General features: G+C 41.2%; 27 protein-coding genes. All 27 read left to right on the top strand.

Annotation, left to right across the window (positions count from 1 at the left end; translation table 11 throughout):
• Window positions 1-5 precede the first annotated feature (5 nt).
• Window positions 6-572, top strand: a complete 567-nt coding sequence (locus tag Aba26S_RS00480; RefSeq protein ID WP_043969716.1) for a phage protein Gp27 family protein — start codon at window positions 6-8, stop codon at window positions 570-572.
• Window positions 572-2,212, top strand: coding sequence for a phage protein (locus tag Aba26S_RS00485; protein ID WP_043969717.1), 1,641 nt, complete (start codon window positions 572-574; stop codon window positions 2,210-2,212). The genes Aba26S_RS00480 and Aba26S_RS00485 overlap by 1 nt, the downstream gene beginning before the upstream one ends.
• Window positions 2,213-2,401: 189 nt before the next feature.
• Window positions 2,402-3,169, top strand: a complete 768-nt coding sequence (locus Aba26S_RS00490) for a DNA adenine methylase (RefSeq protein ID WP_043969718.1) — start codon at window positions 2,402-2,404, stop codon at window positions 3,167-3,169.
• 212 nt (window positions 3,170-3,381) lie between these two features.
• Window positions 3,382-4,968 carry a DUF935 domain-containing protein gene (locus Aba26S_RS00495; RefSeq protein WP_043969719.1) on the top strand — a complete coding sequence of 529 codons (1,587 nt, stop codon included), beginning with the start codon at window positions 3,382-3,384 and terminating at the stop codon, window positions 4,966-4,968.
• A complete protein-coding gene (locus Aba26S_RS00500) occupies window positions 4,961-6,247 on the top strand; it encodes a phage minor head protein (RefSeq protein ID WP_043969720.1) in 1,287 nt (428 codons plus the stop codon). The genes Aba26S_RS00495 and Aba26S_RS00500 overlap by 8 nt, the downstream gene beginning before the upstream one ends.
• A gap of 3 nt (window positions 6,248-6,250) precedes the next feature.
• Window positions 6,251-6,745, top strand: a complete 495-nt coding sequence (locus Aba26S_RS00505; RefSeq protein ID WP_043969721.1) for a phage virion morphogenesis protein — start codon at window positions 6,251-6,253, stop codon at window positions 6,743-6,745.
• Between the two features lie 58 nt (window positions 6,746-6,803).
• Window positions 6,804-7,880, top strand: a complete 1,077-nt coding sequence (locus Aba26S_RS00510; RefSeq protein WP_043969722.1) for a phage protease — start codon at window positions 6,804-6,806, stop codon at window positions 7,878-7,880.
• Complete coding sequence (locus Aba26S_RS00515; RefSeq protein ID WP_043969723.1) at window positions 7,880-8,290, top strand: hypothetical protein; 411 nt, start codon at window positions 7,880-7,882, stop codon at window positions 8,288-8,290. The genes Aba26S_RS00510 and Aba26S_RS00515 overlap by 1 nt, the downstream gene beginning before the upstream one ends.
• The gene (locus Aba26S_RS00520; protein WP_043969724.1) at window positions 8,287-9,195 is read left to right on the top strand and encodes a Mu-like prophage major head subunit gpT family protein; all 909 of its coding nucleotides are present in this window, start codon (window positions 8,287-8,289) and stop codon (window positions 9,193-9,195) included. The genes Aba26S_RS00515 and Aba26S_RS00520 overlap by 4 nt, the downstream gene beginning before the upstream one ends.
• A 3-nt stretch (window positions 9,196-9,198) precedes the next feature.
• Entirely contained in the window at window positions 9,199-9,627 is a 429-nt protein-coding gene (locus Aba26S_RS00525) for a gp436 family protein (RefSeq protein WP_043969725.1), read from the top strand.
• Window positions 9,621-10,235, top strand: a complete 615-nt coding sequence (locus tag Aba26S_RS00530; protein WP_043969726.1) for a phage protein Gp37 — start codon at window positions 9,621-9,623, stop codon at window positions 10,233-10,235. Before Aba26S_RS00525 ends, Aba26S_RS00530 begins: the two co-directional genes overlap by 7 nt.
• A complete protein-coding gene (locus Aba26S_RS00535) occupies window positions 10,235-10,507 on the top strand; it encodes a hypothetical protein (protein ID WP_043969727.1) in 273 nt (90 codons plus the stop codon). The genes Aba26S_RS00530 and Aba26S_RS00535 overlap by 1 nt, the downstream gene beginning before the upstream one ends.
• The gene (locus Aba26S_RS00540) at window positions 10,483-12,381 is read left to right on the top strand and encodes a hypothetical protein (protein WP_043969728.1); all 1,899 of its coding nucleotides are present in this window, start codon (window positions 10,483-10,485) and stop codon (window positions 12,379-12,381) included. The genes Aba26S_RS00535 and Aba26S_RS00540 overlap by 25 nt, the downstream gene beginning before the upstream one ends.
• A gap of 23 nt (window positions 12,382-12,404) precedes the next feature.
• Window positions 12,405-13,205 (top strand): phage tail sheath C-terminal domain-containing protein, encoded by an 801-nt coding sequence (locus Aba26S_RS00545; RefSeq protein WP_043969729.1) that lies wholly within the window; start codon window positions 12,405-12,407, stop codon window positions 13,203-13,205.
• Between the two features lie 129 nt (window positions 13,206-13,334).
• The gene (locus Aba26S_RS00550) at window positions 13,335-13,712 is read left to right on the top strand and encodes a hypothetical protein (protein ID WP_043969806.1); all 378 of its coding nucleotides are present in this window, start codon (window positions 13,335-13,337) and stop codon (window positions 13,710-13,712) included.
• Between the two features lie 11 nt (window positions 13,713-13,723).
• Window positions 13,724-14,050 carry a hypothetical protein gene (locus tag Aba26S_RS00555; RefSeq protein ID WP_043969730.1) on the top strand — a complete coding sequence of 109 codons (327 nt, stop codon included), beginning with the start codon at window positions 13,724-13,726 and terminating at the stop codon, window positions 14,048-14,050.
• Between the two features lie 47 nt (window positions 14,051-14,097).
• Entirely contained in the window at window positions 14,098-14,274 is a 177-nt protein-coding gene (locus Aba26S_RS00560) for a hypothetical protein (RefSeq protein ID WP_155770348.1), read from the top strand.
• Window positions 14,271-16,394 (top strand): phage tail tape measure protein, encoded by a 2,124-nt coding sequence (locus tag Aba26S_RS00565; RefSeq protein WP_043969731.1) that lies wholly within the window; start codon window positions 14,271-14,273, stop codon window positions 16,392-16,394. The genes Aba26S_RS00560 and Aba26S_RS00565 overlap by 4 nt, the downstream gene beginning before the upstream one ends.
• Window positions 16,395-16,468: 74 nt before the next feature.
• Complete coding sequence (locus tag Aba26S_RS00570; protein WP_043969732.1) at window positions 16,469-17,653, top strand: DNA circularization N-terminal domain-containing protein; 1,185 nt, start codon at window positions 16,469-16,471, stop codon at window positions 17,651-17,653.
• Window positions 17,643-18,737: a phage baseplate assembly protein gene (locus Aba26S_RS00575; protein WP_043969733.1), complete on the top strand. Its 1,095-nt coding sequence runs from the start codon at window positions 17,643-17,645 to the stop codon at window positions 18,735-18,737. Before Aba26S_RS00570 ends, Aba26S_RS00575 begins: the two co-directional genes overlap by 11 nt.
• A complete protein-coding gene (locus Aba26S_RS00580; RefSeq protein ID WP_043969734.1) occupies window positions 18,734-19,216 on the top strand; it encodes a phage baseplate assembly protein in 483 nt (160 codons plus the stop codon). The genes Aba26S_RS00575 and Aba26S_RS00580 overlap by 4 nt, the downstream gene beginning before the upstream one ends.
• A gap of 3 nt (window positions 19,217-19,219) precedes the next feature.
• The gene (locus tag Aba26S_RS00585; RefSeq protein WP_043969735.1) at window positions 19,220-19,582 is read left to right on the top strand and encodes a phage GP46 family protein; all 363 of its coding nucleotides are present in this window, start codon (window positions 19,220-19,222) and stop codon (window positions 19,580-19,582) included.
• A 1-nt stretch (window position 19,583) separates the two neighbouring features.
• A complete protein-coding gene (locus Aba26S_RS00590; protein ID WP_043969736.1) occupies window positions 19,584-20,627 on the top strand; it encodes a baseplate J/gp47 family protein in 1,044 nt (347 codons plus the stop codon).
• The gene (locus tag Aba26S_RS00595; protein ID WP_043969737.1) at window positions 20,624-21,157 is read left to right on the top strand and encodes a DUF2313 domain-containing protein; all 534 of its coding nucleotides are present in this window, start codon (window positions 20,624-20,626) and stop codon (window positions 21,155-21,157) included. Before Aba26S_RS00590 ends, Aba26S_RS00595 begins: the two co-directional genes overlap by 4 nt.
• Window positions 21,157-21,822 (top strand): hypothetical protein, encoded by a 666-nt coding sequence (locus Aba26S_RS00600; protein WP_043969738.1) that lies wholly within the window; start codon window positions 21,157-21,159, stop codon window positions 21,820-21,822. Before Aba26S_RS00595 ends, Aba26S_RS00600 begins: the two co-directional genes overlap by 1 nt.
• A complete protein-coding gene (locus Aba26S_RS00605; protein WP_043969739.1) occupies window positions 21,819-22,142 on the top strand; it encodes a hypothetical protein in 324 nt (107 codons plus the stop codon). Before Aba26S_RS00600 ends, Aba26S_RS00605 begins: the two co-directional genes overlap by 4 nt.
• Window positions 22,142-23,542 (top strand): hypothetical protein, encoded by a 1,401-nt coding sequence (locus Aba26S_RS00610; protein WP_052500209.1) that lies wholly within the window; start codon window positions 22,142-22,144, stop codon window positions 23,540-23,542. Before Aba26S_RS00605 ends, Aba26S_RS00610 begins: the two co-directional genes overlap by 1 nt.
• Window positions 23,543-23,691: the final 149 nt, after the last annotated feature.

Below are 23,691 nucleotides of genomic sequence, written 5' to 3' on the forward strand. Positions count from 1 at the left end.
CAATCATGTCTAAGTCTTTTATGCATAAGCTGTCTGATGAACAACGCGCATTTGTTGAAAAATTACTGCGTGAAGACAGACTGACTTTGAATGAAATGTTGGATGAAATTCGTTCTGAATTTCCAGCTGATTCCATTCCCAGTCGATCTGCCCTAGGCCGTGAAAAGAAAAACTGGGCAGAAGAAGCCAAAGCCATGCGTGAATTTGCTGCGGCATCTGAAGTCTTGGTCAAAGAATTTGGAGAAGATCCAGACGATAAAGGCGGTATGTTGCTGGCGCAAGCTGTACAGGCCATTGTGACTAAAAAGGCTTTGGATGAATTAACAAATACAGGTGACGATCCAGAAAAGCCAAAAATGGATATTGATGCTGTTGGTGCATTAGCGCGTGCTGCACGTGCAGCAATGATGACCAAAGAGAAAGCAATGGATAACCGTGAAGAAATTCGACGTCAGGCACGTGAAGAATTACTCAAGGAACAAGACGAAAACCTTAAAAAAGCTGCCATTTCACAGGGTATGGGTGAAGAACAACTACAGTTCTGGCGTGAAAAGGTACTGGGAATTAAATAATGACAGCATTAAAGCCTCGGCAAGATACGGTGCGCGTAATTGAATGGGATGAACTTCCAGAACGTGCGCGTAATATTCCGAATAATTTTAATCCGTTTGAGAATGGTGTGTTAATGAAGCACCAGATAGAGTGGATAAAGATTAAATCAGATATTAAGGCATGTCCGAAAGGTCGTCGTACTGGTATCACTTTTGCCGAGAGCTTTGATGCTGTATTGACTGCTGCCGCGAGCAAGGAAGCTGGTGGCATGAGTGTTTACTACATTGGTGACACAAAAGAAAAAGGTCTGGAGTTCGTTGGATACTGTGCCAAGTTCTCACGTGTAATTGCTGAAGCACAAGGTCAAGGCATATCGCAGATTGAAGAGTTTCTGTTTGAGGATCAGGACGATAAAGGTGAAACACGTAAAATAACAGCATATCGCATTCGATATTCAAGTGGTTTTCAGGTTGTGGCTTTATCCAGTCGACCTGAAAACATTCGCGGTCTGCAAGGTAAAGTTGTAATTGATGAAGCAGCCTTTCACCCTAACGTTCAAGGTGTGATTGAAGCCGCAACAGCATTGCTTATCTGGGGTGGCCGTATTGTTATCATTAGTTCACACAATGGTAAAAATAATGCATTTAACCAGTTTGTTAAGGATATTGAAGCTGGTGTATTCGGTGAGGATGCTGAATGTCTGACAGTCACCTTTGATGATGCGGTAGCCAATGGCTTGTATGAACGTGTCTGCTTTATGGGAGGCAAAGAAGCAACCATTGAAGGTAAAGAGAAATGGTATAAGAAAATCCGTAAGTCTTATGGGAGTCGTAAAGCTGCCATGCGCGAAGAACTAGATGCCATTCCACGTGATGGATCGTCAGTGTGCTTGCCAACGCTTTGGGTTGAGCGAGCCATGACTGAAGTAAGGACAGTTCTTCGATTATCCCTTGGCGATGACTTTACCGCACTTACACCAGATGAGCGTGATGCGTACATTGATGACTGGATTCAACGTTATTTAGAGCCTGAACTGCAAAAGCTTGATAAATCCAAACAGCACTGTGCTGGACAGGATTATGCACGTCATCGGGACTTTAGTTTTATTCTGCCATTCTATATTGCTCAGGATTTAAGACGGATCGCGCCTTTTGTGATTGAGATGCACAAAGTGCCTTCACGCTTACAGCAAAAAATTCTCTGGTACATGTTGGAGCGATTACCGCGTTTTGGTGGCATTGCGATGGATGCCACTGGTAATGGTGAAACCTTGGCAGAAAATACCGCAGAGAGATTTGGTGAGCACATGGTGCATCAAATCAAACTCAGCCGCGCATGGTATGGCCTGTGGACTCCAAAGCTAGTGACAGCTTTTGAGGAAGATATGATTGACTTGCCAATAGATGCAGATTTGAAAAATGACTGTTCTGCTATTGAAGAAGTCGACGGTATTTACATGGTGTCAAAAGTACGAGCCAAGGATATCAAAGACCCAGAGTTGTATCGTCATGGTGATGGTGCTGTAGCGATGATCCTTGGGTGGTTTGCCAGCTTGCACCTATCTAGTCCAATAGAGTTTATGGCACTTCCATCACGTGCCGATATTGATATGCATTCGGATGATTATGACAGTTGGTTCAGTGATGCTGGTTGCATTTGAATTAAATGGAACAGCTTCCGCCTAACTTCAACTTTTTATTTTTCTAATAATTCAAAACGAGGTGACGATCCTTGCTCCAACAAGAATCGCCCCCTTGGGTATGTGACTACCGCAGGCTAAGCCTCGCTACTGTGCACACAGTCATTCGAGGCTATCAGAAAATGAAACGCTTTTGCAGTAGGTGAAAACATGAAAACCAAACCAATCGTTCCTTGGATGGGTGGTAAACGTCGTCTGGTGTCGCAATTGATCGAAAAAATGCCAGAGCATCAATGTTATGTGGAGTTGTTTGCTGGTGGTGCAGCTTTATTTTTTTTGCGAGATCAACAATCAAAAGTTGAAATCATTAATGATGTAAACGGTGAACTGGTGAACCTGTATCGAGTGGTTCAGAATCACCTTGAGGAGTTTGTTCGTCAATTTAAATACGCAATTATAAGTCGTCAGATGTTTGAATGGTTAAAAGCAGCCAACACTGATTTAATGACTGACATTCAGCGTGCAGCACGATTCTATTATTTGCAACATACAGCATTTGGAGCAAAGAACTCTGGTCAAACTTTTGGAACAGCTACAACATCGAAAGCGCCAAGCTTTCTGAGGATTGAAGATAATTTAACCGATGCGTATTACAGGCTTTCAGGTGTCACAGTTGAAAACCTAAGCTGGGATGAATGCTTGAACAAGTATGATAGACCCCACAGCTTTATGTATGCCGATCCGCCATATTGGAAATTGGCTGGTTATGGTGTTGAGTTTGGATGGGATCATTATTTGAAAATGGCTGAACTGATGAAAACCTGTAAAAGTAAAGTCATGCTGTCTATAAATGATCATCCTGATATTCGAGATGCATTCGCAGAACTGAATATCAGCACCACCAAAATTAATTACTCAGTCGGTAAAGTTGGAGTGAGTCGTGATGAAAAACAGGAACTCATCATCACCAATTATTAGTCGGGCAGATTTATAGATTTATAAACGTTTATAAACGCGTTTTTGGCGATTTAAAGACAATTCTGCATCAATGAGCCGTATTTGTTTTTGGGTCGCTAAAATCGCGCATTTCTTGGGAAATTAAAAATTAAAATAAATGGAAGTCTTTCCGCCTAATTATAAAAAAGCCAAAAACCAATAATGGTGCAAAATCCTCAAATTGTGTTTGTGCTATGACAAAGAAAAAATCTCAATCCAAAACCCAAGATCGAACTGCGCTAGAGCAAAACCAGACTGCTGAAATTGCATGGTTAGCTAATCAGTGGCAAGACCATCCTGTAGTTGGTCTAACACCACTAGCTATGCATCGGCTCTTGACTGATGCTGAACAAGGTAACTTACAAGCTCAAGCAGATTTGTTTTCAGACATGGAAGAGCGTGATGGTCATATCTTCAGTGAAATGGATAAACGAAAAAAGGGTTTGAATGGTTTGTCTTGGGGAGTCAATCCTCCTAAAAATGCCTCTGAAGCTGAGCGAAAAATTGCTGAAGAAGTTACGGAATGGATTGATGACATCAAAGATTTTGAGATGTTTTTATTTGATGCAATGGACGGTGTCGGTCATGGTTATTCTTGTCAAGAGATTGAATGGCATCAAATTGGTAACCTATGGCTACCTAAAAGTTTTGACCATGTAAATCCTCGTTATTTTATGACTCCATACAATGCACCTAATCAATTAAGGTTAAATGATGGCTCGCCAGAAGGTGTGGATTTTTGGGACTTTGGATGGTTTATTCACCGACATAAAGCCAAGTCTGGTTATATTGCTCGATCTGGCCTGCATCGTGTTCTTGCATGGCCATTCTTATTTAAAAATTATGGCGTCCGTGATGTGATGGAGTTTTTAGAGACTTACGGTTTACCAAGTAAAATTGGTAAATATCCATCTGGAGCTACTGAAAAAGAAAAATTAACTTTACTCCGTGCCATTATGAGTATAGGTCGGAACGCTGGCGGTATTATTCCACAAGGCATGAGCATAGACTTTCAGGCAGCAACTGAGGGTGATACTAAAAACCATTTTGATTTGGTCAAATGGTGCGAACAAACCCAGTCAAAAGTGATTGTTGGTGGCACATTACTTTCTCAAGCAGATGGTAAAACCAGTACCAATGCTCAAAGTAAAACTCATGAAATTCAGTTTGCAAAACTTGTTAAGTCAGATGCAAAGCAGCTTGCACGTTCAATTACTGATAGTTTGGTTAGTAGTTTGATGCGATTGAATTATCCAAACATTGCACCAGATCGCTATCCATCATTCTATTTTGACACCACTGATACTGAAGATATTGAAGTCTTTAGTGAGGCTTTACCTAAACTTGTGGAAATCGGTTTTAAAATTCCACGTACTTGGGCGCATGAAAAACTTGGTATTCCTGAGCCTGCTGACGATAAAGAAGCAGTACTTACATACACACCCGAGCCAACTACAACCATGCCTAACTTAGCAGCTAATACATACATTCCACAGCTGTTGAATGGTTTGATTGCTGCCAATAATCAAATACCGCTTGAAGAGCAAGCTGTACAGCTATTGCTAAAAGATCAGGCCGAACAAGCACAAAAAACAGCTGAAGCGTGGACAAAAGAATTAATTGCAAAAATTCAAGCTGGACAAAGTGATGAGGAAATTTTAGCAATCCTGTCTGATCTATACCCGACAGATGATGAGCCAGCATTGCAAGACAAATTAACCAAGCTTTTTTTTGCAACTGAAGTTTTTGGTCGATTAAGTACCGAGGCTGAAAATGGCTAAAGTACCTCAGCGACCAGAGCTAAATGCTCTATTTAAATCACCTCCAGCTGATGCCATTGCCTATCTAGAGTCCAAGGGGTACAAGATTGGATGGGACTGGCATGAAACTTTAGATGAGGCGCATAGCCGCGCATTTACTGTCGCTAAGGTTGCTCGAATTGACTTGCTTCAGGACATTAAAAATTCATTAATTACAGCACTTGAGAAAGGGCAAAATCTGGAGCAATGGAAATCTTCTATTATCCCTACGCTTCAGGAAAAGGGTTGGTGGGGAAAAAAGACGGTCATTAATCCAGTTGGCATCGAGCAAACAGTTCAACTTGGGAGTCCGCGACGTTTAAAAACCATCTTCGATACTAATGTGCATAAGAGCTTGGCGGCTGGTCGTTATAAAGCATTGATGGCAACGGTAGATACACGGCCTTTGTGGGAGTGGGTACATATATCCATTTCTAATCCACGAAAAGTACATCTGGCGCGTAATGGTGAGACTCGTCGTTATGACGATCCTTTTTGGTTATACGCTTATCCACCCACTGAGTTTGGCTGTAAATGTAAAGTACGTGCTCGTCGTGCCAGTGAAGCTGATTCATTGGGTTTAAATGTTGTTGAGACTACCCCTGAAGATATTGAACAGCACCAAGTCGTTATAGGGAAAAGTAGCTTTACTGGACAAGATGCTGTTGCAACTCAAACCCGTATCCGAGTTAGACCAGTTGATGGTCAAACTAGTTACTTTACCCTTGGAGCAGGTTTTAATAGTCATCCAGCAGCGAGCTATTTGATCGATGCCGAGTTGGTCAAGCGAGCTGCTGATCTACTTGGAGCACAGCCAGCCGTGCAGCAAGTTCAGCAGATGTTGTTGAGCCAACCACGGATTAAAGCGCATGAAGCATTTGTTAAAAACACCTTGAGCTTTGCTAAAACCCAAAATAAGACTAGTACCATCGGTGTTATTGATCTGCAAGATATTCATGCACTGACAAGTAAAAGTATTGTTGTTGAGAGCCCAATTATCACAATCTCTGATCAGCTTTTGGTCGGTCAAAATGCCAACGTTCTTAGCAATGAAGAATGGCTGACTTTGCCTAAGCTTCTTCAGCAAGTTAAAAAAGTGTTATGGGATGCCAACAATAAGAGCTTACTGTATTTGCTCCCTGTAAATGATGCAGCTGAAGTGATTCGAGTTTCAATCAATTCAAAAGATGGCGTGATGCAGGTTTTCAAAATTGATAAGACTGCGTCTTCAATAGTGAATAAATTTGAGGTGGTTCGGTAGCTTATGAGTTATATGCAAATCAGTGATCAACTTTTAATTGATCGATTAAATCATGTTGCTAGTCGTTTATCTGACACCACGCCATTAGCTGCTGCAATCGCTGGTACTTTTGCCACTGTGACGGATGATAATTTTGATCATGGTGGCCGACCTGAATGGGCAGGTCGTTCACTAACAACACTTAAAATATATGAGCGCAAAGGCATTAAATATTCAGGCGTATTGCAGGCTTCAGGAAATTTGAGAGCCAGAGTTGTGACTAGCCATACTCAAGATGAAGCAATAATCAGCAATAACATGCCTTATGCCGCAGCTATGCATTTTGGGATCAAACAAGGTGCTTCAGGAAAGACTCGGCGTGGTGCGCCTATTCCATTTGGCGATATACCAGCGCGGCCATACATGCCAATGGATACCAATGGCATTCTTCAGCCTGAAGCTGAGCAAGAAGTTTTTCAAGATGTAGATCATTACTGGCATAAAATTTTTACACCATAAAAATAAACGGAAGCCTTTCCGCCTAATAAAAAAAAGCTGGCAGTGCGATTCTGCCAACATGAAAAAGACCTTATTAGTAGCCGCGTGCTCATTCGCCTTAGATGCGACATCGACCTATCTTATATTGATTCCTGAAGGAGTCTTTCGTGGTATCGATGGTCGTCCTACCGATGCCCCACACTGGGAACTTACACCAGAACGTGGTCGTCAAATTGCTGCCGCATTAAGCCAGCGTTCTATTGATTTAGTGGTGGACTATGAACACGCGACTTTAAAAGCTCAAGAGTCTGGTGATCCTGCACCAGCGTCTGGTTGGCTCAAGCCTGCTGGATTCCAATATATCGATGGAGTCGGATTATGTAGTACTCAATTTGAATGGACTGATAGAGCCAAAGAATACATTGAGGCCAAGGAGTATAAATACACTTCGCCTGTTTTCTTCTACAACCAAGCTGGTGAAATCCTCGGACTTCATAGCTTCGCCTTAACCAACACCCCGAATTTAGACACCTTGCCCGAAGCACGTCTTGCTGCTGCGGCTCAGGACTTTTTGTCTCAACAATCCGACGAGGACTCAACAATGAAAGAGTTTTTAGAACTCATGCGTAAATGTCTGGGGCTGCCAGAAACAGCCACAGAACAAGAGTTATTAACCGCTGCAAATAGTGCTTTTGCAAAAATGGATGGTGCTTTTGGAACTACCTTAGTTGCTGGTCAGGCACTATCAGTTGCGATTGAAAAAGCAATTGAAGTAAAGGCTGCTGCCAATAGTCAAGCACCTGATCTGACTCAATATGTGCCGATTGCGGTTTATCAAGAAGCAATTGCCAGTGCGACTACTGTAGCTGCGAATGCTGCCAGTAAAGAATTGGACGACCTGATTGTTGCTGCTTGCTCAGATGGTCGTTTGACGGGCGATGCAACCATCAATTGGGCAAAAGATCAGGCCAAGACCAATCCTGAGTTTATTAAAAAACATATTGAAAGCCTGCCGAAAATTGCGGCTTTAAACCAAAAACAAACGTCTACCGTAAACATTGCTAGCAATAGCAATCAAGGTGGTAATCAGGCACATACCCCTGAAGATTTAGCTGTTGCAGCACAAATGGGGATTGATTTGGGAGCTACAACATAATGAGCAGCATTTTAAATCAGGAAGAACGTCAAACCCCGTTCCGTGAAAAGGGTTTGTTTGGTGTACCAGTCAAAGCTGGTGCCGTCATTGTGGCTGGCTTTGCTGCTGCTGTAGATGCAACGGGTTTTGCCGTGCCAGTCACTGTCAATGCTGATCTGACCTATTTAGGTCGTTATGAAGACAGCGTCGACAACACTGCTGGTTCAAATGGCGATGTGTATGTGTTGGTGCGTAATGATTGTGCTTTCCAGTTCGACAACAGTACATCTGACCCTGTAACGCAAGCTTCCTTTGGTAAGCCTTGCTTTTTACAAGATGGGCAAACAGTTGCTGAGACGGATGCTGGTGGAACGTTGTCTCCAGCTGGTCGTGTCGTTGGTATTGATGAAAATGGAGTATGGGTAGAATGAACGTAAACGGTGCAGTACTTAACGCAATCTTTTTAAATCTGAAGACAGTTTATAACAATGCACTAAATGATGTCGTTGTTGAATATCCAGCTATTGCAATGGTAGTGCCTAGTAATGGTGCTTATGTTGATTATCGCTGGTTAGAAAACTTTCCACAGATGAAAGAATGGATCGGCAAAAAACATATTACTAAGCTTGCAGAATATGACTATGTCATCCGTAACAAGGATTTCTCTGCAACAATTGAAGTGCGTCGCAATGACATTGAAGATGATCAGCTGGGCATCTACAAGCCTCAAGCGGAATCAGCGGCATGGTCAGCTAAGCAACACCCTGACGAATTGGTCTTTGAAGCTGTAAATAAATCATTTACTGCAAAATGCTACGACGGTCAGCCAATGATCTCGACTAGTCACAAAGTGGGTAAAACCAATGTCAGCAACAAAGGTACGAAGAAGCTTTCAATTGAAACTTTAGCCAAAGCTCAAGCCTCATTTGGGGCTGCTCGTACAGCAATGCGTAAATTTAAGGATGAATCTGGTCGTCCACTTAATATCACGCCATCAACGCTATTAGTGCCAGCTGCGCTTGAAGATATTGCGAATGCCCTAATGACAGTGGATCGTCTGGAAGATGGCAAGCCAAACCCCTACAAAGGCACTGCAAAGGTTCAAGTATCAGCACGTTTGACTGACGACAATGCATGGTTTTTGTTGGATACCAGCAAACCCGTTAAACCATTTGTTTATCAGGTGCGTAAAAAGCCTGTATTTGTTCAGCAAACCAGCATGGAATCACCGTCTGTGTTCATGGAAGGTGTTTTCTACTTTGGTGTCGAGGCGCGTGGTGCAGCTGGTTATGGTTTCTGGCAAACGGTTTACGGATCGACTGGTACGGAGGCATAAGCTATGTATGTAACGGCAGATGCAATGCGAGAACGTTTTGGCGATCCTGAGCTTGTTGAGTTGACTGATAACCGTGAGCCTTACACTGGTGAAATCAACTTTGACAAGCTGAATGCGGCACTCAGTGAAGCAAATAGCGAGATCGATGGTTATGTTCAAGTCCGCTATAAACTGCCGTTGCAAATTATTCCACCATACTTGGTCGCTATTGGTTGTCATATTGCTCGATACCATCTTTGTGCGATGGTCGTAACTGAAAATGATCCGATCAAAATTCGCTACAACGATGCAGTTAGAACCCTTAAAGCCATTTCAAAAGGTGAAGTGGCTTTAGGTGGTACGCCAGCTGGTGAAGCTGCACCTATAGAATCCTCGTCTAACAACGTCTTGATTACGGTTGGCCGTCGTGATTTTGGAGGTCGTGGATGGTAGACCTAGACTTGTCAGTTGTTGAACAAGGCATCAAAGATGTCTTGGCTCAGCAAATCAAAGACAAAAAGTGGAACTGGATTCGAGAAATCAAAACCTATGGTGGCGAGTTCGATGAAGCTCTGTTGTCTTGGGTTAAAACTTTTCCTGCAATTTGGGTGACCTTTCAAGGATCAGGAACTCCTACAAAGCTTGGTCATAACAAAACAGAATACCCAGTAACTTTTGTTGTATTGGTTGGTGCTCGATCATTGCGTAATGAAGAAGCTCAGCGTCATGGAGCAATCAATGATATTGGCTCTTTCTTAATGCTCAAACATATCCAAAAAATTTTGATTGGAAATGACCTCTCTTCTGTTGGTGTCAAAGGTTTACGTGCGCTTGAGCTTGGGCGTACAAAAACCATTTTCAACACTAAGGTACAAGCTCAATCAATTAATGTTTTATCCCAAGAGTTTCATACTCAGTTCGTCATAAGTGCTTCAGATCGCCTACGTGAAGAAGATGAAACTGAAGAAGATTTAATCCGCATTAACGTTGACTATCACTTTGAGCCTGATGATGGCATTAAAGATGAGTCTGATCTAATTGAACTAAAGGAAAATAAGTAATGACTATTCCTCAAATCAAAACACCAGGCACTTATTTAGAAGTAAATATCAATACTCAGCGCACTGGTCTGCCTGATAATCGTCAGAGAATTATTTTTATCACTGATGATAATCAGCCAACTTCAAATAATGGAATGCCTATCTCTATTTATGACAAGGCTCATGCAGATTTAGTCTATGGTACGAATAGTGTTGCTGGTCGAATGATCTCAGCTGCTATTAAAACTAACCGATTCGCGGATGTTCAATGCTTGGGAAAGACTCCAGCATAGGTATCAGTTGTGATGGAGCTATTGGTACAGCGAACGCAACGGTCTTGATTAGAGATGGCGTTCCCCTAGAGGAAATTGATAAAACCACCGTTTTGTATGATGGGGTGCTTGTACCAGTTGGCTCACAGCCTCCAGACTGGTACAAGGTTGAACCTGTCGAAGTGGTTTTTCCATATCCAATCCCAGAAGGTTTTAGCATTGCTGATAACGTTAAGATGACAAATCTTGGCGATGAGAATCATAGAATCGAGATTAATACAAACACAACTGATGTACTTATTTACCTATACAACAATCCAGCGGCTATCCAGATGGATGCGGAAAGAACACATGCTGGTGTCTGTCTGTCTGAAGCTGATCGCCCAGTAATTAGTTGTGATGGAGCAACTCAAAGTTTCAAGTGGGCTTATGCAGTAAGAAATGGCACTTCGTCAGCAATTGCACTCAAGACTTATGTCGATGGTGTTCAGCGTGACATTATTAATGATCCGCCTGAGTGGTTAACAAAAGATATTCTTGATGAGATGCCCGCAGGTGAAGTGCCAGAAGGTTTTTACATTAGCAATGGTGTATACAAATTCAGGAACAATGATTCAAGCAATCATAGGCTTGAGTTTGAGATATTAAATACAGATTTCTTTAGATCAGTTGTAAGCGATAACCCGACCTTAGTTCAAATGACTGATAAATTGGGTGAGCATGTAGGTGTATGTTTATCACAAAGTACAGATGTGATTCCGATTGGTTGTGAGGGCGCAACAGATCGCATTAGTTTTGCATTCAATACGCAGTGCCAAATTTACATTAATGATGTCTATGTAGGCAGTGATTGGATTTCACAAGCATTGTGGTCAATGCATGGTATCAAACAATCAGATTTAGCTGACAATTGGCTGATATTAAGCAATCTGACAGCCGACTACATTCGAGTGAAAATTGTCGTAACAGGTAGTCGGAACTATGGCACACCAACCGACAATCCAACTTTTGTAGATAATGATGGCACATTAACTTTCTGTTTAGCACCGACCCCAATTGGCTGTGAGGGATCAGTTGACTATATAACAGTTGGGTTGATCAACGATGGAAGTATGCTTGATGTTTATCTAAATGATAAACTTTTACCTGTAAACACCAAATTCTTTTTGAGAAATGGTGGCGGTGCTATTGTTTTGGGACAGCATGGTATTCATGTTGAGGCTTTAGATAGTCAAGGCTTACCTGCACTTATGAGTGATGGACGCTACACAAATGCAGCTTTGGCTAGATTTATCAATATGACTTCGTCGTTTCAAAAGCTTCGATTTGATCTGTTAGATGCTTCTGCGATTGATCAAAATAATACGATTGAAAACGAATCGTTTTTCTTTGACAGTTCAACAAGAAATACTAGCTTTTGTCTCTCGCCTTCCACGGATGAGGGTTGTCAACCTTCTGAAATTATTATGATCAACAATCAATTCGAAGGTGGTTCAGTACGCCTAGACTATGAGATTGAAGCACTAAGTCATTCAGTAGAAAACGTTTCAAAGCGATTTAGTATTACTGATTTACCTCAAGGAATTCTGCTCAGTGAAATTGTTAGGCAAGTAATTGCACAGATAAATGAAGATCATCCTTTTATCGCTTTTCGTGACTCTACAGGAACTGAGATAGCTAATTTTGATTTCTGGACATACCGAAGTGAAAGCAGCGGAACATTTTCCCTGTCTGGAGTTAATGCAGTTTTAAGTGAAGATCCTATAGGAATCAAGTTTGTTAAAAATGGGCTTGATGATGATTTATTCCCGTTGTTATTCCCTGATGCAGCCAGCAATGGCACAACTTCCTATGTTGCTCATTCTTGTGGAACACAAGAGTTAATAGGAATTTAACCAATAAATGAGGATTCATTAAAATGAGTATTCAAGAGAAAATTGCTCCTCTTGGGCATACAATCATCGCATTAGCATCACCTCCAGCTGCTGGTGCTGATACATTAGCTTGGATCACGCACTTGATCTCTGTGAGTGATGCAATAAATCAAAAACCAGCAATTCTGATTGTTCCATTTTCTGACATTGAAGATGCTGAAGCTTTTGCAGCACAACTACCAGTTAAAAGCTCATATCGTGTTTTATGTGTTTGTTATCATGGAGCAATTGGTCAAGAAGCAGAACTTGCTGGAGCAATGGCTTCCGCGCTGGCTGATTCAAATGATCCAGCTTTGCCATTTAATGGCGTAAATCTCGGTGGTATTACTCCAGTATCAGACCAGTACAAACTGAAATTTGAGCGTATTGAATTGGCGTTAAATCATGGCGTCTGCATGATTGATACTGGTACAGATGGGTTTCCTGAAATTGTTCGAGCAGTTTCAACTTATCGAGTTAATCCTGATTCTGGAGCAGAAGACGACTTGATGCTGGACATTAATGGTGCTTTGGTTATTGATTATACTCGCAAGGTAATCCGTGCTGATCTTGCAAAAGAACGTCGACGTAAAAATACTGCACCACAACGCCGAAATGTACGTTCAATCATTCTGAAGCGTTTAATTCAATTGGATGATGCTGAAATTTTGCAAAATGTGCGAGCTGATGCGGATCAATTGACGGTCATCGAAGATAAAACTGACCGCTATCGAGCAAATGCCAAAATTCCAGCAAATTGGGTTCGTGGTATGCATGTTATTGCTGGAACAATTGATGTGTACTAATTCTAGACTCCAGTATTGAATTTAAAGGTCGCATGTTGCGACCTTTAATATTTATGGAAGTCCTTCCGCCTAATATAAATAAATAGATAACAGCAAAATAGCCTTATTAATTTTATGAGGTCTATGAAAATGGCTGAAGAAGCAGTTGGTTCAATTGTAATGAGTGTTGATGGGCTGGATTATGATTGCTCTAAGTTCAACTCAACAAAAGCTAATGGCAAGAAACGTATTCTGACCATGAATCGTACTCTCAAAGCAAAATACAAGTCTGGCGGCATTAAAGTCTTTGACATCACCTGTTCTGTTGTGATCCCTGATGGAAAAGATTCTATTGATTGGGACAACATTGAAGATGCTCGTATCTCAATTGAGTCGCCGAATGGTGGATTTCGTGAAACTTATATCGATTGCAATGTGACTACAGCAAGCGATTCTTATGATGTTAATGGCGAAACAGTGCGTGATTTAACCCTATTCGCAATGGATTATTTGAAAGAAAGTTTTTAAGTAGGTGAACTATGAAATTAAGTATTTTAGGCACGCTTCCTGTTGCCTTGACCGTTCTGGTTAAAGGTAAAGCGGTTACATCACGTGAAATTGAGTTTTCAGATATTGATTCTGCTGAGTTGATAAAAGCTCGTTCCAATGGTATTTCTGGGGACTATCTTCAACTTCATGAGTTTTGTGCAAAAATTAAGCTGGTTGATTCTAAGGGCGGAAAACATGCTGTGCCTTATGATGTGCTTGCCTTTAGCACCAGTGCGAATCTGAAAAAACTTGAAGAGCTTGATTATGATTTGCTTGTAAAGCTTCAAGCCGAGAGTTCAGAGAACCAGTCGAGTTAATTGCAACGCTTCATAATTTTGGTGTTGACTTAATAGTTGCTGAAAAAATGCCAACACAATATGCGTTGGCATTTTTATCTGAAAAGATGGAATTCTTTGAAAAACTCAAGCATGAGCGGCAAGCCAATACTCATGCAGCGCAGCCAGTACAATCATCAAATACAAAATCATACGTTTCAACTGAACGTAAACACTCAAAATCTAAGACTGGAGCAAATGTATGAGCAGCAGTAACTCAACCGTTTCTTTAACGCTTCAGATCAGAGGACAGCAAGCTGGTCAAGAAATTAAAAAAATATCTGATCAGCAAATCACTGCGACTAAACAAATCAATCAGCAATGGACTCAGATTGGTTCAGCACAAGCGAAATTTGTTAGTGTTGCAAAAGTTGGGGTTCAAACCACGATGCAAACCGCACGTGTTAGTGATGGCCTGCTACGTACAAATAGAATGATGGAAGGTGTGCTTCGTCAGCAATCTATTCAAACCAAAGTTCAAGGCCAACAACTGAAAACCCAACAAGCCACTGTTCAACGACTAACGAGTTTAATGCAACAGCAACAACAAGCGGCTCAGCAATATGCAAAATGGATGAAACAGGCAGAAAACTCAAGTAAGCAAACTCATCAATCTACACAGCAAACAATGTCTCTTTGGCAAAAAGGTGCAGCTGTGGCTACTGGAGCAATTGCAGGCGGTGCAATTGTTTCAAATGCTATGCAGAAACCACGTGATTATGACCAGCAATTAACATACATCGCAGCTACTGCGACTGGTGGTCAAAATATGGCGGTAGCCGATCGGCTGGCAGCACGCTCTCAGTTGAATGATTATATCAAGGCAGCTGTTCGCTCTGGTGGAGGGACTCGAGAAGATGCGGCAGCTGCTGCAAATACGTTAATTGCTTCAGGTAAATATGAACTGAATAATGTTTCACCTGCACTTAATGCAGCCGTGAAAACAGCTTTTTCTACAGATGCGTCTGTGACTGATGCAGCGACTTTAACTGTACGAATGCAAGATTTCGGTTTGTCTAATTTACAGCGTGGACATGATATTGCAGTGCGTGGCGGTCAGCTTGGAAGCTTTGAATATAAAGACCAAGCAAAATGGTTAGCACAGCAAATGGCCGCTGCACGTGCAAGTGGATATAGCGGTGAAAAAGGGTTTATGGAACTGGTTGCAATGAATCAGGTTGCTATGTCAACAGCTGGTACTGCTGATGAAGCTGGTAATAACCTAGTCAACCTATTAACAAAATTATCAAGTCGAGAGTTTAGTAAATCTATAGGAGATTCAGTAGTTCCAATAAATGGTGACCCAACAAAGTTGGTAGGAAAGAAAAAACAAAAACAAGTTTTTGACTGGGGAACTTATGCAATTCAGCAGCGTGATCAAGGAGTTTATGGCGTTGAGGCATTTGTAAAATTGCTTGATCGTCAGCTTGCAGGTGATAAGCAATACCAAAAACTCCAAGCAATGGCTCAAAAAGGTACATCCGCCGAGCGTAAAGCTGCTATCGAGGATATGAGCAATATTGCAATGGGTAGCCAACTCGGTGAGATCATTGCGGATCGTCAAGCACTCATGGCTGCATTAAGTATTGTCTATAAGAAAGATCAATTAAAAAGCCTTAGACAAGGTCTTTCAAATGCTGGCGGTACTGTTGAAGCTGATTCGAATATGGTTCGTCAGACTGAGTGGGCAAAAGATATGGCAATGGAACAAGAAAAACTGTTTGCTCAGTCTAAAGCTTATGATGCTGTCTCAGACTCACTCAGTAACGCCAAAGATAAAATTTCAGACTGGGCACGGAATAATGAATCTTTAGCTGCTAGTGCTTATGCTGCAAGTGTTGGCGTTGCTGCTTTAGGAGCAGCAGCTGGCATTGCAGCTATTGCTGCTGGGGGTAAAGGATTGATCGGTGGTGCAGCCGCTGGAGGTGCTGGAACTGTAGCTGGAGCTGCTAGTGGAATTACTAAAACCGCTGGCGTTGCTGCCGCTGGATATGTTGGCTATGAGTTGTTTAAACCATTGGATGACTTATTCTATGGGAAAGTTGCTAAATTATTTGGTGCTTCAGAGAATCGCCCTGATTTTATAGAAATGGCTATAGAAAAAAGTAAAGAACAACAAGCCGCATTGGATGAACAAAATAAAAAAATGGATGAGCAGAATCAATTGAGCCGAGACATGGTCGGTAAGCTTAATTCTCTAATTTCAGCTACCATACAAAACAAGCCTATGATGATGGGAGGTGGTTTAATGGATCAAATCACACAGCACGCGCAAACTGAACAAAAAAGACATGGTTTAGATTTGTTGTCATACGGACAAAAATAAAAGGAAGTGTTTCCGCCTAATATAAAAACCTAATTTTTCGGACAATAAACCTCACAAAAGTGAGGTTTATTGTTATGGGCTGGAAAGATGATTTACAGGATGCTAGTTTTCGTGGAGTACATTTTGAATGTACAAACACAAATGAATCTGGCTCTAAATCTTTAGCGATCAAGCAAGCTCCTTATTCCAATAAAGCTGCTATCGAGGATATGGGTAACAATCCTTTAAAAATAAGCATTGATGCTGTTTTTGTAGGTACAAACTATAAAACCGAAATGGATGCATTCTGGGCTGCATTGACTGCCAAAGGTTCTGGTGAATTGATTCACCCTCTACATGGTGTAATGCAGGTCAATGTTGAATCATACAATATTGTTCATAACGTTGAAGATGTTGATAGTTGCAAGATTGCAATTGAGTTTATTCAGGCCGAAGACAAAGAGCGGCCTTTATTTATTCCTGTTGTAGCACCTACAGCTATTGATACAAAAGCAATCACAGATACCCCTGCAAGTTCGCTACAAGCTGCATTGAAAAAACTTGAAAGCACTGATCCGAATAAGTTTTTTACTATCGTCAACAATATCCGTAATGGTGTAAATGCAGCATACCAATATCTTGGTATTGTGAAAAATGCTGTTGAGACGGTTTTATCTCCAGCTGATTCAATTGTCGGCTTGGTGGATGATGTGACCAAGATAGCCGCCTTTAATACCAACATTTCAGCGATTTCAAAATGGCGTGATCTATTTAAACGAGTACAGCGTTTTGAAAGACTTTTTCAAGATGGTGATCTGCCTGAACTCAAGCAAACATGGCGCGCAACTAAAATTGCAAGCACAGTTGCAATTTCTCAAAACGTTGTAATCGCTGTCCGTAAAGAAATGGCTGCAAAAAAGCAAGTAAGTTTTACACCTATTGATCTAGCGATCATTAGACAACAAACGCGTAGCGATTTGCAGCAAGCAATAAAAGCAGAGCGTGAACAGGCAATAACAGCTTTAGATTTTGAAACTGTCAGTCAAGTCCAAATATTTAAAGAAGTTGCTGATCAGGTTCATATACAAATTCAAGAGTTAATTGAATTACGTCCCCCTATTACTAAAACTCAAATTGTTGTGCCTTGTACGCTTCATTCGCTTGCTCACATGCTGTATGGGGACATGGATCGTGCTGAAGAAATTCGTCATTTAAATCCTGATTTATTTAATCCAGCAGTACTTCAAATCGGCATGGAGTTGACTGTCTATGCAAGATAATTCAGGTAAAGATATTCGGCTCATCATTGGTGATATAGAAATCAATGGTTGGGACAATGTGAGCTGTGACAGTCAAATTGATACCCCAGCAGATAGCTGGAATTTAACCCTGTTTCGGCATGATGGTCAGGCTCTGCCTGCAAGTGTGCAAGGTGCAGCAAAAGTACAATTGCTTTACGGAGATGAAATTATCCTAACGGCAATTACTGACCGTATCTCTGAAGGAGTTAAACGTGAAGGCTATGGGCTTCAAATTTCAGGTCGCGATTTAGCTGGTCAGCTGATTGATTGCTCTGTGCCAATTTTCAATGGTCGCCAAGTCACACTGGGTGAATTGATGGAGCGTTTTGTTCTAGCTGGTGACTTCGCCTCAATTATCCATGATGTGCGTATTCAAAATGATAGCTGGCTAAAAAACAAAGTCTCTGTAGAACCAGGTGAGGCACTTTGGGACTCTATTATTAAAGCAGCTCAGGTCACTGGCCAGCATGTGTGGTTTGAGCCAGATGGTAGCTTAAATATTGGTGATCCGTTTGCTAACCCGTACCAAGTAAATCAGCCTTTACGATTAATTAAGCCACTCAATAATGAAAATAACGTTCTTAGTCTTCAGTACGACAATGATGTATCCAATGTATTCACGCAAATACAAGTAATGAGCCAAAACGCTGAAGCAAACAGTTTGCTTGCCCAAACCGTCGTCCAAACTCAATACAGTTTTAATCGTCTAAAAATAATCACTTTAAGTGATGTCGAAAGCCAAGCTGAAGCTGAAGCTGCATTGTTGAAAATCAAAAAAGACAATGACTTAGAGGCATACAGCCTGACAGCTACAGTTGATGATTGGGTGATTGATGGCAAGGTGTGGCGAGCTGGCTGGTATGTCAATGTTGAAACCAATGCATTGAGCCTTGCTACTGGCAAATGGGCTGTAATGGGGCGCACTTTGATGCTATCTCGTACTGAAGGAAAAACCACACGTTTAAACCTTAAGCGCCAAGGCGATTGGGCGCAACCGCTCATTTATAAAGACCCACAATCTACCAAGAAAAAAGGCAAAACCACCAAGGGAGCTAAAGCATGATCAGCATGGCTCAAGTAAAAAAAGCTATCGGAAAATTGCGATTTCCGTTGTTTGGAATAGTCGCTCGTGGTGGCTCAAAAGTTCTTCAAGTTACAGGCTTATCAAATGAGACATTGACTGATGTTGAGCTGCTTCAGCAAATCGGCTTTAGCTCACATATTCCAGAAAATGCAAAAGTTGTACTTATACCCCTACAGGGAACTACAGCAAAGTCAGTCGTTATTGCAACTAAGGGTGGCGCGATCTTAATCGATGTCGATGAAGGCGAAACCTGTGTTTATGACCAATTCGGGCATTCAGTCTGGCTTCAGAAAGACGGCACGCATGTTAAAGGCGGTGATCTGATTATTGATGACGGCAATGTACGCGTACTTAATGGCGATGTCTTTGATCAAACAAGCTCAATGCAAGCCATGCGTGATGTTTACAACGACCATAAGCATGGCAACAGTCCACCAGCTGCACCACCAATGGAGTAACTCATGGGAATTATTAATTTAGAGACAAGAGACTACATACTCACAAGCCTCGATGCTGAATTTAATGATGATGTCGTTCAATCTGTATGCTTACGTCTAAATATTCATCGCGGAAAGTATTGGGCTGATCCTAATTTAGGTAGTCGTTTTTATCTATTACGTCGGTCAAAAGATGTACCTCGCATGATACAGACAGTTAAACAATATGCTGAAGAAGCATTAGCTGACTTAATACCTTCACGTCTGGAGTCTTTGGTTGTTTCAGCGACTCAAACAGTTAAAAGTCGTATTGACCTAAACATAGAGATCACTCGTTTGACTGGTGAAAAACAATCAATCCAGTACTTTGTCACAGTAGGTGGTTGATATGGCTTATCCAATAAAAACATTTGCACAAATCCGCAATCAAATCGCACAGGAAATCCGTAACTCAACAGGTTTGTCCATTTCAGATGATAGCGATGCTGGCATTCGTGCTGATGGAACTGCCGCTACTGTAGAAGGTCTATATCACCATCAAGTTTATATACAGAAGCAGCTTTTTGTTGCGACTGCTGATGAGCCTTTTCTTTATATCCATGCCGATGAGTTAGGTCGACCACGTCTTGGCGGTGCTCAAGCATCTGGTACTGTTTTGGCAAAATCTAATGTGAATTTGACCATTACCGCTGGTAACAAGCTAACAGATGGTAAAGGACATTATTGGACAGTAACCAGCGATACAACTTTGGTAGCCAACACAGCAAAAGCTGTTGATGTAGTAGCGGATCGAATTGGCGCAAGTTGGAATTTTGCAGGCACTTTGCTTTGGGTTAGTCCGTTGGCTGGACTCAGTGGCATTGCAACTGATGTATCAATTGGTGGTGGTACAGATGAGGAAGAACTTGAAGATTGGCGTGCACGTTTACTAGAACAAAAACAACTTGGTTTATCTCGATATCGTGCAGAGGATTTAGAAGCTTTAGTGCGATCAATTCCTAATGTGAAGCATGCTTATATTTATGCTAAACGACGTGGTCTTGGCTCACTAGATGTTGCCATCACTGCCGTTGGTAATCCACCAACGTTACCCAGTGATGCGTTGATAGCAACGGTTCAAGCGGTTTTAGATGATTATGCAGGTTTCTGGGCTGATTGCAGAGCATATTCTCCAACTGAATTGCTTGTGCCTGTGGCAGCGGTTATCTCTGGTACAGCAAATTTAAATGTAGTAAGGCAGGTAATTCGTGACTATTTTTCTGAAATTGCACCTGTTAAGCCTTATCAAGCGGCTATTCTGACTGCTCGGATTGTTGCAATAGCTGGAGTCACTGACTTAGTTTTGAGTCCATCTGTGAATATTGTACCTACAGTTGATCCGTTTAATACTTATTGGCTGCGTCTTGGCACATTAAATGTGAGTGCGCTATGACTATTAACGAAACTATCAAAATGTATGAAATATTGCTGCGGTCATTACTGCCTGTTGGTGGTTATGATCAAGCACCAAATACCAATATTGCTGATGATATCTATGGTCATGCAACAGCTCTGGCACAAACAGATCTTGATGCCAAACGATTGCTAAAAGTAATCGAATCTATACCACCAGAACTATTAGAAGAATATGAGCGTGAATATGGTTTGCCATTAAAGTGCCAGACAAACATTGGTCAATCATTTGAAGAGCGTTTGGCTGTTGTTAATTGGATTAGAAGTACAAAAAATGTTTTAAATACAAGTTATATAGAACAACTCTTTTCCATTTTTAATGTGAACCTAGTTGAACTCATTAAATACAAACCTATGCAATGTACAACGCCTTGCACAGCACCAGTAAACACTGATGTTTTGCGTTATAAGGTCAAACTTAGATTCCAGAGTCCGATCAACGCAGATTTAAATTGCATCATGCAGAACTATTTACCTATTTTCTTACGCTATGACATTGAGGTGATTTAATGAAACGAATTAACACTATTAACGCACGTCCTGATGTCAATGGAGCTGGTAAAGCAGGATTCCATGATAATGCTGATATTTCAGGACAAGATGCCACCTACCTTGATCCATCATGGTGTAACCACGTTCAGGAAGAGTTAGCCAATGTTATTGAAGGATTTGGCACTGCACTTGATCCAGCACAAAAAAACCAAGTCTATACCATTGTTAAAGGTGTTTCCGATCAAGTTGTAGCTGTCTCACAACGTACTTCTTTGATTGAAAACTTCATCGAAAATATTGTCGATTACTTTTATCCTGTGGGTGTGGTGATTGATTTTGGCATTCCTAACTTTAATCCAAATGTAAAATACATTGGTACAACTTGGATTCGTCATGGTGAAGGTAAAGCATCTGTTGGTTTATCAACTAATTCAGATGATCCAGACTGGACAAAAGCTGTAGGAAGTATATTTGGTGCTTATGTTCATAAACTTACTATTGAAGAAATGCCTAATCATGATCATGAATTTCCATCACAACAACAAGATAACTACGCATCTACAGCAGTAACAAATACCAGTGATGTGGGCTATAAATTTAAAACTAGCAGTGCTGGTGGAGATAAACCACATAATAACGTTCAGCCATCTGTTGTGGACGCTAGATGGAGACGTATAGCATGAACCCTACGATTAAGACAGGTAATAGTTTTTCATTATTATTTATTGCACGGAATGGGAAAACACGCGAAGCAATATTGATAACTGACAATATGCATTTCACAGCTACGATTGTTGATTCAACTGGAAAAGAAATTGCTGTATGTGATGTGACTGTTTGTGACCAAGCCTCAACTAAAGGTGCGGTGCTTCTTGAGGTTGATAAGTCAATTACAGCTAACTGGAAAGCTGGCATGGCGAGAACAGACATAAAATTAAACATCGATGGGAAGGTAAAGAACTCAAGTACCTATTCATTTACGATTGAAAAGAGTATCAGCTAATGATCGATATTGTTTTAGAGGTATATTGGTCAAATAACCCTATACCAGTTAATAATTTGATTGATAACAAAGATATTGTCTTTGATCTACCTCTAGGCTTTTTCACAGGTTTGGATGCACAAGTTGTTACTTCAGTACAAGGTAAAACGGGTGCAGTACTTCTAAATGCTCAAGATGTTGGTGCAGAAAAGCTTGGTAATGTTGCCAATCTTAAATTGTATGTAGATGAACAAGGTGCCTTAAAAGCCAACATTTCTTATGTTGATACAGAAGTTAATGCGCTTAAATCGTCCATCTTTGTAAAAGCAAATAAAGTCTATGTCGATCAGCAAGATCAATTGCTATTAGATAAGATTGATCTAAAAGCTGATGGTCAGGCAGTTAATCAAGCTCTATCAACAAAAGCTGATTTAGATGAAAGCGGAAAGGTTACAGCATCTCAATTGCCCTCCTATGTCGATGATGTGCTTGATGGTCGCTACGTAAATCCTAGCCAATTCAACGATCTTAACGGCAATCCCTACGTACCCGAATCGGGGAAAGTCTATGTCGATGTGGACACGAACAAAACCTATCGTTGGAGCGGTATGTTGTACGTGGTCATTGGAGGCGGTGGTGTTGCTTTAGGTGAAACATCGGAAACTGCGTATAGAGGCGACAGAGGCAAGGTTGCGTATGATCACAGCCAGTCGCAGGGCAATCCTCACAACTCAACTACAAGTGATATTACCGAAGGTTCTAGGCTATATTTCACTGAACCAAGAGTTAGGCTTACACCATTGACAGGCCTGAGCACTGCCGACAGTTCACCCATTGTTGCAACGGACACGTTCTTGCAAGCTTTTGGTAAATCACAAGCACAGCAAAATAATCTTCCCGCCAATGTTAGAGCAACAACCCTTACAGGCCTAAATATTGTAAATGCTCCAATTACCGCCACAGATGCGTTTCTTGCGGCATTCGGTAAGCTTCAAGGGCAAATCAATTCATCAAGTGCAAATCCTATAGTTTGGGTGAATGCAAGTACATTAACTGGAATTTCATGGGCTACTCTAATTGATCAGTCCAAGTCACGGCTTGAGTTCGCAACATATCAAGGTTCGATCTATTTCAGAGGGTATATAACCACTACATCTCAAATAGGGTCGGGAGGTGGAAGTCCATTATTTACTCATAAAGATCCAAGATTTATATGTGATCTAGCATTCAATCCGAGCCAATTTGCTTCATTTGTACTTGCTAAGATATTTGCAACAGCTCAATATGGCCAACCAGATGGGCAAATGCTTGTATGTCAAAATGCTTTAGGTGGTGACAATCTATATATACAGTCGAATGGTGCACTTCAAGCAGGTGTTTACCACTTTGCCCCAGCTATGATCGGCAAAGCAAAATCTTAATATTTATACCCACCTTTGCGTGGGTATGTCATAAACACATATAAAAATTTGGAATTTGTTTTCAATACGTGAAACAGTTTAAATCTTCACTTATCTCAAAATTTTGCCGAAATTATCTCGGCGCGCATCATTTTTAGCAGAATTTTTAT

This window comes from Acinetobacter sp. NBRC 110496 (assembly GCF_000876115.1).
Taxonomy (GTDB): domain Bacteria; phylum Pseudomonadota; class Gammaproteobacteria; order Pseudomonadales; family Moraxellaceae; genus Acinetobacter.

Coding starts and splice junctions, on each gene's coding strand:
- Aba26S_RS00480 (WP_043969716.1), top strand. CDS start 6: ATGTCTAAGTCTTTTATGCATAAGCTGTCTGATGAACAACGCGCATTT.
- Aba26S_RS00485 (WP_043969717.1), top strand. CDS start 572: ATGACAGCATTAAAGCCTCGGCAAGATACGGTGCGCGTAATTGAATGG.
- Aba26S_RS00490 (WP_043969718.1), top strand. CDS start 2,402: ATGAAAACCAAACCAATCGTTCCTTGGATGGGTGGTAAACGTCGTCTG.
- Aba26S_RS00495 (WP_043969719.1), top strand. CDS start 3,382: ATGACAAAGAAAAAATCTCAATCCAAAACCCAAGATCGAACTGCGCTA.
- Aba26S_RS00500 (WP_043969720.1), top strand. CDS start 4,961: ATGGCTAAAGTACCTCAGCGACCAGAGCTAAATGCTCTATTTAAATCA.
- Aba26S_RS00505 (WP_043969721.1), top strand. CDS start 6,251: ATGAGTTATATGCAAATCAGTGATCAACTTTTAATTGATCGATTAAAT.
- Aba26S_RS00510 (WP_043969722.1), top strand. CDS start 6,804: ATGAAAAAGACCTTATTAGTAGCCGCGTGCTCATTCGCCTTAGATGCG.
- Aba26S_RS00515 (WP_043969723.1), top strand. CDS start 7,880: ATGAGCAGCATTTTAAATCAGGAAGAACGTCAAACCCCGTTCCGTGAA.
- Aba26S_RS00520 (WP_043969724.1), top strand. CDS start 8,287: ATGAACGTAAACGGTGCAGTACTTAACGCAATCTTTTTAAATCTGAAG.
- Aba26S_RS00525 (WP_043969725.1), top strand. CDS start 9,199: ATGTATGTAACGGCAGATGCAATGCGAGAACGTTTTGGCGATCCTGAG.
- Aba26S_RS00530 (WP_043969726.1), top strand. CDS start 9,621: ATGGTAGACCTAGACTTGTCAGTTGTTGAACAAGGCATCAAAGATGTC.
- Aba26S_RS00535 (WP_043969727.1), top strand. CDS start 10,235: ATGACTATTCCTCAAATCAAAACACCAGGCACTTATTTAGAAGTAAAT.
- Aba26S_RS00540 (WP_043969728.1), top strand. CDS start 10,483: ATGCTTGGGAAAGACTCCAGCATAGGTATCAGTTGTGATGGAGCTATT.
- Aba26S_RS00545 (WP_043969729.1), top strand. CDS start 12,405: ATGAGTATTCAAGAGAAAATTGCTCCTCTTGGGCATACAATCATCGCA.
- Aba26S_RS00550 (WP_043969806.1), top strand. CDS start 13,335: ATGGCTGAAGAAGCAGTTGGTTCAATTGTAATGAGTGTTGATGGGCTG.
- Aba26S_RS00555 (WP_043969730.1), top strand. CDS start 13,724: ATGAAATTAAGTATTTTAGGCACGCTTCCTGTTGCCTTGACCGTTCTG.
- Aba26S_RS00560 (WP_155770348.1), top strand. CDS start 14,098: ATGCCAACACAATATGCGTTGGCATTTTTATCTGAAAAGATGGAATTC.
- Aba26S_RS00565 (WP_043969731.1), top strand. CDS start 14,271: ATGAGCAGCAGTAACTCAACCGTTTCTTTAACGCTTCAGATCAGAGGA.
- Aba26S_RS00570 (WP_043969732.1), top strand. CDS start 16,469: ATGGGCTGGAAAGATGATTTACAGGATGCTAGTTTTCGTGGAGTACAT.
- Aba26S_RS00575 (WP_043969733.1), top strand. CDS start 17,643: ATGCAAGATAATTCAGGTAAAGATATTCGGCTCATCATTGGTGATATA.
- Aba26S_RS00580 (WP_043969734.1), top strand. CDS start 18,734: ATGATCAGCATGGCTCAAGTAAAAAAAGCTATCGGAAAATTGCGATTT.
- Aba26S_RS00585 (WP_043969735.1), top strand. CDS start 19,220: ATGGGAATTATTAATTTAGAGACAAGAGACTACATACTCACAAGCCTC.
- Aba26S_RS00590 (WP_043969736.1), top strand. CDS start 19,584: ATGGCTTATCCAATAAAAACATTTGCACAAATCCGCAATCAAATCGCA.
- Aba26S_RS00595 (WP_043969737.1), top strand. CDS start 20,624: ATGACTATTAACGAAACTATCAAAATGTATGAAATATTGCTGCGGTCA.
- Aba26S_RS00600 (WP_043969738.1), top strand. CDS start 21,157: ATGAAACGAATTAACACTATTAACGCACGTCCTGATGTCAATGGAGCT.
- Aba26S_RS00605 (WP_043969739.1), top strand. CDS start 21,819: ATGAACCCTACGATTAAGACAGGTAATAGTTTTTCATTATTATTTATT.
- Aba26S_RS00610 (WP_052500209.1), top strand. CDS start 22,142: ATGATCGATATTGTTTTAGAGGTATATTGGTCAAATAACCCTATACCA.